This window comes from Clostridium sp. CM039 (assembly GCF_055081075.1).
Map to the genome: position 1 here is coordinate 2,948,473 of NZ_CM143649.1, position 6,528 is coordinate 2,955,000.

Annotated in this window: 3 protein-coding genes, 2 tRNA genes and 3 rRNA genes (1 of these 8 only partly in view); all 8 read right to left on the minus strand. The window is 40.6% G+C overall.

What is annotated here, in order from left to right; all coding sequences use genetic code 11:
• Nucleotides 1-1,164: a DUF362 domain-containing protein gene (locus ACWJJ2_RS13655; protein WP_165414679.1), complete on the minus strand. Its 1,164-nt coding sequence runs from the start codon at nucleotides 1,162-1,164 to the stop codon at nucleotides 1-3.
• A 25-nt stretch (nucleotides 1,165-1,189) separates the two neighbouring features.
• Nucleotides 1,190-1,705 carry a transcription repressor NadR gene (locus ACWJJ2_RS13660; RefSeq protein WP_216304407.1) on the minus strand — a complete coding sequence of 172 codons (516 nt, stop codon included), beginning with the start codon at nucleotides 1,703-1,705 and terminating at the stop codon, nucleotides 1,190-1,192.
• A 174-nt stretch (nucleotides 1,706-1,879) separates the two neighbouring features.
• Nucleotides 1,880-2,341: an HDIG domain-containing metalloprotein gene (locus ACWJJ2_RS13665; RefSeq protein WP_462953403.1), complete on the minus strand. Its 462-nt coding sequence runs from the start codon at nucleotides 2,339-2,341 to the stop codon at nucleotides 1,880-1,882.
• A 185-nt stretch (nucleotides 2,342-2,526) separates the two neighbouring features.
• Nucleotides 2,527-2,602 (minus strand) — tRNA-Ala (locus ACWJJ2_RS13670).
• 5 nt (nucleotides 2,603-2,607) lie between these two features.
• A tRNA-Ile gene (locus ACWJJ2_RS13675) sits at nucleotides 2,608-2,684 on the minus strand.
• Nucleotides 2,685-2,692: 8 nt separating this feature from the next.
• Nucleotides 2,693-2,809, minus strand: a 5S ribosomal RNA gene (gene rrf / locus ACWJJ2_RS13680).
• Nucleotides 2,810-2,999: 190 nt separating this feature from the next.
• A 23S ribosomal RNA gene (locus ACWJJ2_RS13685) occupies nucleotides 3,000-5,925 on the minus strand.
• 292 nt (nucleotides 5,926-6,217) lie between these two features.
• Nucleotides 6,218-6,528, minus strand: a 16S ribosomal RNA gene (locus ACWJJ2_RS13690) (it continues 1,207 nt past the right edge of the window).
• The 16S, 23S and 5S rRNA genes sit together here with 2 tRNA genes alongside, the layout of an rRNA operon.

Below are 6,528 nucleotides of genomic sequence, written 5' to 3' on the forward strand. Positions count from 1 at the left end.
TCACCTCTTATCTAATTTTAGTAATTTAGCTAACTTTGAATATTTTGTTTCAATTGCACCAACTGGGCATAATTCCTGACAACAAAAACATCTAATACATTCATGCATATTCCATTTAGGATTTAATATGTCTCCTTTTAGTACCATCTCAATCGCCGCAGGCTTCTCTGGACATACCTCAGCACACCTTCCACACCCTATGCATTTTTCTTTAATTAGGGTTGGGTTTGGTGCTATCATTTCTCTTAGAAAATTAGTTACCCCTGGGTTTATAAAATAAAAGTTACCTCCCTTCCTACATAGTTTAAAATCTTTTGCTTTCATAGATTCTAAGTCTTCACCAAGTATGTTTATATCCTTTGAAAGTACTACTCCCCATTTGCTATCATATGCTTCTTTTAAAACAGGTGTATCCAAAGGATCATCGTAACCTATAAGTCTAACGGCAGTGGAATCCACAGCTGTTAAGCTCTGTCCCATAATTAAAGTATTCATTTTATATGGCTGTCCACTTTTAGGTCCATTACCTTCCATAGCAATTATACCGTCTAAAATAGCAAAATTAGTCCCAACGGCCGTATTCAAATCCAAAAGCATCTTGCAAAAATTATTTGCATCAGGCATTCTTGTATGCCAAGTTGCTTTTTGCGTTCCTGGTATACAACCAAATTGATTTTTTACAGCTCCTGTATAATAGGCCATAGCATGTGTTTTAAGTTTTGGCAGTGATATAACAACGTCTGCCTCATAAGCAGCTTTAGAGATATTCCAAGATTTACATAAAATAGAATTATCTAATTTAATATGTACTGACTCTTTAAAATCCTCAAAAGTAACTCCGTATTTATCAGCAACCTCCATAAGACCAGATTTTTCTGCTGCTTTTCTTGAATCTCCGAAGCCAGGCGAATCACCAAAGCTAATGTAACTAGAATATTCCCTAATAACTCTAATTACTGCTTCAAAAACAGCATAATGAGTTACTACTGGCGATCCTTTACTCTCAACACTTAACATATTAGGCTTTAAAAGTACTTTACTGTTTTTTGGTATTAATTGTTTCAAAAATTGGTGTCCACCCAATAATTCAAATCCCTCTCGCAACTTTTTTTCTACTAAATCGACATCATATTCCGTACATTTTAAAAGTGCAACATTTTCCATAATACTTTCTCCTTTAATAATTAAATTACTCACAAATTAAGTAATTCTTATTTTTTAATTCTTTTATAATACACTCTATAATCTCTTCATTATCCGCTTTTATAGTATGTAAGTGTATTCCTTTAGTTAACGAGGATAATGGCTTGGCACTAAATTCTTTAAACTTTCTTGTGAATTTCTCAATATCCATAATTGTCTTTATCATGAGCATTGCTCTTATTTCACCGTATAAAGAGTGTTCTACTGTTACATCCTCTACTATACCCCCAAATTTTACAATGCATTCAAGCTCATTATATATATCGTCTCTTGTGTGTGAAACTGCAATTACCCGCCTTACATAATTACTTTCTTCTTTAGGTATTAAATAACCTTCTGAAGTCGCAATTATATTTACACCTTCTGCCCTTATAATTGCAATATCTTTTACTATAACTTGTCTTGTAACCCCTAGTTTCTCTGCTAAAAAGTTACCTTTACATGTAATATTGTCTTTAAATAATTTGTTTTTAATATATCCTCTTCTTTCCTTTGAATCCATTCTTTCCTCCCAATATTTGTATTTAATTATATTCTATCACTCTTTATGTATTATTAGAAATACTTTATAACATATAAATGATTTTAAATTAAAAGCATCCTTTTTTATAAGTATATTTATCTAATATATACTTTTACTGTGATAAATCAAAAAAAGAAACTATATATTAGTTTCTTAATTTCTATCATCACATTCTTTTAATAAATCTAATTCTATATCACCTGTTATATTATTATTATTATGATGATTTTTCACTAAAAATAAAATTCTATCGTTGTAACCATACTTCCTTAATAAACTATATCCTATATCTCCATGATTATAATAAATATTAACATTTTTATTTTTCTTATATGTTCTAATTTTTCCATTTGTCACCTTGTGAATTATAACCATTATAGCTTTATCTATTGGATTCATACTATTATATATTTTACCTATATCATGAAGCAATGCAACCTTTATCAAATCATTTGATTCTAACTTTCTTTGATTACAAGTTAATTTTACATCCCTAGCTACATTTATACAGTGTTTTTGCTCATAAGTAGGTAATTGGTTTAATAATTGTAATTCATAAGTTTCTAAATGCATTTTAAGAAACTCTAAATCTTCATCATTAATCTTCGAAACCATTGACCTGTAAAACTGCTTTACTCTATATAGTGACATCATAAAGTTCCTTTCATATTTCATATTATTGCTTTTATATTGTAATACATCTTACCTAATAAATCTATAATTAAATCATTTCCTTTTGAAATGTCGTTAAGGACTAATTTTTAACGAAATAAAAAACAGCCCATATTTGGACTGTTTTTTGGTGGAGATAAAGGGAATCGAACCCTTGACCCCCTGCGTGCAAGGCAGGTGCTCTCCCAGCTGAGCTATATCCCCACATATGGTGGACCTTCAGGGACTCGAACCCCGGACCGACCGGTTATGAGCCGGTAGCTCTAACCAGCTGAGCTAAAGATCCATGTATTGACCTGGCGACAACCTACTCTTCCACAAGGTCACCCCTGCAGTACCATCGGCGCATTGAAGCTTAACCTTCGTGTTCGGTATGGGAACGGGTGTTACCTTCATGCCATAATCACCAGATTTATAAGGCATTAACCTTACAATTAAAGTATACCAAGCTATTGTTAACTTGTCAATATACTTTATGAGATATTCTCTCAAAATTGCACAGTGAATTAATCTTCTTCCTTTGTCAGAAGCTTAGTTTCTTTCTTACGAAAGAAATAATTTCTGCGAAAGAAGTATATCGCATTACTTTTAATTATATATTTAGGTCAAGCCCTCGACTTATTAGTATTAGTCAGCTGAACATGTTACCATGCTTACACCTCTAACCTATCAACCTGGTGGTCTTCCAGGAGTCTTACTAACACCGCACTTACGTGCGAGTTATGGGAAATCTCATCTCAGGGTGGGCTTCACGCTTAGATGCTTTCAGCGTTTATCCCTTCCAAACATAGCTACCCAGCGATGCCACTGGCGTGACAACTGGTGCACCAGAGGTTTGTCCATCCCGGTCCTCTCGTACTAAGGACAGCTCCCTTCAAATTTCCTACGCCCGCGACGGATAGGGACCGAACTGTCTCACGACGTTCTGAACCCAGCTCGCGTGCCGCTTTAATGGGCGAACAGCCCAACCCTTGGGACCTACTTCAGCCCCAGGATGCGACGAGCCGACATCGAGGTGCCAAACCTCCCCGTCGATGTGGACTCTTGGGGGAGATCAGCCTGTTATCCCCGAGGTAGCTTTTATCCGTTGAGCGATGGCCCTCCCACGAGGTACCACCGGATCACTAAGCCCGACTTTCGTCCCTGCTCCACTTGTAAGTGTCGCAGTCAGGCTCCCTTCTGCCTTTGCACTCTTCGCGCGATTTCCAACCGCGCTGAGGGAACCTTTGGGCGCCTCCGTTACTTTTTTGGAGGCGACCGCCCCAGTCAAACTGCCCACCTAACAATGTCCTGTGACCAGATTCATGGCCTCCAGTTAGAACCTCAGTACTGTCAGGGTGGTATCCCAAGGATGACTCCACACAGGCTGACGCCCATGTTTCTCAGTCTCCCACCTATCCTGTACAGACAATACCGAAATTCAATGCTAAGCTACAGTAAAGCTCTACGGGGTCTTTCCGTCCAATCGCGGGTAGCAAGCATCTTCACTTGCACTACAATTTCGCCGGATGTGTTGTTGAGACAGTGCCCAAATCATTACGCCATTCGTGCGGGTCGGAACTTACCCGACAAGGAATTTCGCTACCTTAGGACCGTTATAGTTACGGCCGCCGTTTACTGGGGCTTAAGTTCATACCTTCGCTTGCGCTAAGTAATCCCCTTAACCTTCCAGCACCGGGCAGGCGTCAGCCCCTATACATCAGCTTTCGCTTTAGCAGAGACCTGTGTTTTTGCTAAACAGTTGCTTGGGCCTATTCTCTGCGACCTACTTACGTAGGCACCCCTTCTCCCGAAGTTACGGGGTCAATTTGCCGAGTTCCTTAACAACAATTCTTCCGATGGTCTTAGGATTCTCTCCTCACCTACCTGTGTCGGTTTGCGGTACGGGCACCAATATCCTCGATAGAGACTTTTCTTGGCAGCGTGGAATCAGATACTTCGGGAATAAATTCCCTTCCCCATCACATCTCAGCGTTAAGAGCAAACGGATTTGCCTGCTTGCTCCGCCTAAATGCTTAGACACACATCCAATAGTGTGCACATCTTATCCTCCTGCGTCATCCCATTTCTAATAACGTCCATTGGTGGTATCGGAATATCAACCGATTGTCCATCACCTACGCCTTTCGGCCTCGGCTTAGGTCCCGACTAACCCTGAGAGGACGAGCCTTCCTCAGGAAACCTTAGGTTTTCGACCGTTAAGATTCTCACTTAACTCTCGCTACTCATGCCAACATTCTCACTTCTGTACCGTCCACCACTCCTTACGGTATGACTTCAGCCAGTACAGAAAGCTCCTCTACCGCGTACACAATTGTGTACACCCATAGCTTCGGTGGTAAGTTTTAGCCCCGGACATCTTCGGCGCAGGATCTCTTGACTAGTGAGCTATTACGCACTCTTTAAATGAGTGGCTGCTTCTGAGCCAACATCCTAGTTGTCTTAGAAATCCCACATCCTTTTCCACTTAACTTACACTTTGGGACCTTAGCTGATGGTCTGGGCTGTTTCCCTTTTGACTACGGATCTTATCATTCGCAGTCTGACTGCCGAAATAAAAGTATATGGCATTCGGAGTTTGATAGGGTTCAGTAACTGTTGTCAGCCCCTAGCCCATTCAGTGCTCTACCTCCATTACTCAATTAATCGACGCTAGCCCTAAAGCTATTTCGAGGAGAACCAGCTATCTCCGAGTTCGATTGGAATTTCTCCGCTATCCACAGCTCATCCCATGGTTTTTCAACACCAACGTGGTTCGGACCTCCACGGAATTTTACTTCCGCTTCATCCTGGCCATGGATAGGTCACCCGGTTTCGGGTCTACGACATGCAACTATGCGCCCTATTCAGACTTGGTTTCCCTTCGGCTCCGTACCTTAAGTACTTAACCTTGCTACATATCGTAACTCGTTGGCTCGTTCTACAAAAAGCACGCCGTCACACATATAAAGTGCTTCGACCGGTTGTAGGCACACGGTTTCAGGTTCTATTTCACTCCCCTTCCGGGGTTCTTTTCACCTTTCCCTCACGGTACTTCTTCACTATCGGTCACTAGGTAGTATTTAGCCTTGGGAGGTGGTCCTCCCAGCTTCCCACAAGGTTTCACGTGTCTCGTGGTACTCTGGATTAGATCTGACTGTTTTTCCTTTTCATTTACAGGCCTATTACCTTCTGCGGAGCAGCTTTCCAGCTATCTTCAATTAAGGAATTGCAGTATTTATGATCTATCCTCAACCCCCAGATCAAAGACCTGGGTTTGGGCTCTTTCCCTTTCGCTCGCCGCTACTTAGGAAATCGATGTTTCTTTCTCTTCCTCCGGGTACTTAGATGTTTCAGTTCCCCGGGTCTACCTCTGCATACCTATTTATTCAGTATGCAGTACATAGTTGTTACTATGTGGGTTCCCCCATTCGGAAATCTTTGGATCACAGGCTATTTGCGCCTACCCAAAGCTTATCGCAGCTTAACGCGTCCTTCTTCGGCTCCTAGTGCCAAGGCATTCGCCATGCGCCCTTTGTAGCTTGACCTTGATTCTGTCTATTTACATAGACGGTTATATTAATTTTGCGAAATTGTATTAAATTAATTTATAAACTACTTGCGTAGTTTTAATTTTTTTAAAACAACTTTTTTCACTGTGCAATTTTCAAAGAACATTTTAAGAAAAACTATTCATTATCTAACTCCTAAGAGTTAGATAAAATTAGTCTCTCAAAATTAAACAGAGAACTAGGTACGATTAATTACAATAGATATTTTTGAAGAACAAATTAATATTCTTCTATTGCATCGACCGAAGTCAATACATCTACTCCCTAGAAAGGAGGTGATCCAGCCGCAGGTTCTCCTACGGCTACCTTGTTACGACTTCACCCCAATCATCAATCCCACCTTCGGCCGCTGGCTCCTTACGGTTACCTCACGGACTTCGGGTGTTACCAACTCTCATGGTGTGACGGGCGGTGTGTACAAGGCCCGGGAACGTATTCACCGCGACATGCTGATTCGCGATTACTAGCAACTCCGGCTTCATGTAGGCGAGTTGCAGCCTACAATCCGAACTGGGATGAGTTTTTGAGTTTGGCTCCACCTTGCGGTCTTGCATCTCTTTGTACTCACCATTGTAGCAC